General features: G+C 37.7%; 1 protein-coding gene. It reads left to right on the plus strand.

Annotated elements, in window-relative coordinates; genetic code table 11:
- Positions 1-39 precede the first annotated feature (39 nt).
- A protein-coding gene (locus tag I2503_RS09365; protein WP_196967783.1) for an IS630 family transposase occupies positions 40-1,087 on the plus strand; the annotation gives its coding sequence in 2 pieces (ribosomal slippage) (positions 40-477 and positions 479-1,087; 1,047 coding nt in all).
- The last annotated feature ends 4 nt before the right edge of the window (positions 1,088-1,091 follow it).

Consider the following 1,091-nt stretch of genomic DNA (forward strand, 5'->3'; position numbering starts at 1 on the left):
ATACTTGATTAGTTTCAAAATCTGAAATATAATAGTATTATGATTTTTACACCAGAACACATTAACGAATTAGAAACAGCCCTAAAAGATAAATCACTAGCTTCTTTTCATAAACGTATCCAAGCCGTATATTTTAGAAGCCAGGATAAAACCTACTCAGAAATTAAACAACTACTTAATCTATCTCATGATACGGTTTGGCGTTTGGTAACTAAATATGAATCAGATGGCTTGTCCGCTCTAACAAAAGATGGCCGTGGAGGTCGACGTAACGCCTATCTATCCTTTGAAGAGGAGGCTGAATTTCTAGAGAACGAATTGGAATCAGCTCAGGCTGGAGAGATTGTTACTGCTACTCATTTACACCAAGCCTATCAAAAGAAAATTAACAAAAGCACATCAAAAGTAGCTTTCTACGATCTTTTAAAACGTCACGGATGGCGAAAAATAACTCCCCGTCCAGAACATCCAAAAAAGGCAGACGCCCAAACTATTAAGGCGTCTAAAAATAAAATCTAAATTCCGGAAGTTGAGAAAGCGCTTTAAACACAGTAGACGCTACAACAAAGTTCGTGTGATGTATCAAGATGAAGCTGGTTTTGGGCGTATTAGTAAACTTGGGAAAGCTTGGGCTCCCAAAGGACACCGTCCTATAGTAGGAAGCCACCATATTCGAGAATATCGTTATTGTTATGGAGCTGTCGATGCTTTTACTGGGGAATCTTTCTTCATAATAGCTGGTGGCTGTAATTCAGCTTGGATGAACGAATTCCTGAAGCAGCTTTCTGAACAGTATCCAGATGACTACATCTTATTAATTATGGATAATGCAGTATGGCATAAATCTCAGGAATTAGTCATCCCTAGAAATATAGGCTTTGAATTCATTCCGCCATATACACCAGAAATGAATCCAATTGAACAGGTTTGGGCAGAAATTCGAAAACGAGGCTTTAAGAATAAGGTGTTTTCTTCACTTGAAGCAGTCATCGATCAATTAGAAACAGTCATTAGAGGTTTACATTGGGAAGATTTAAAAACCATTGTCCGAAGACAATGGTTGGTTTCAGATTTTGAACTTAACTGAGTAT

This window comes from Streptococcus sp. NLN64 (assembly GCF_015831295.1).
Lineage (GTDB): Bacteria > Bacillota > Bacilli > Lactobacillales > Streptococcaceae > Streptococcus.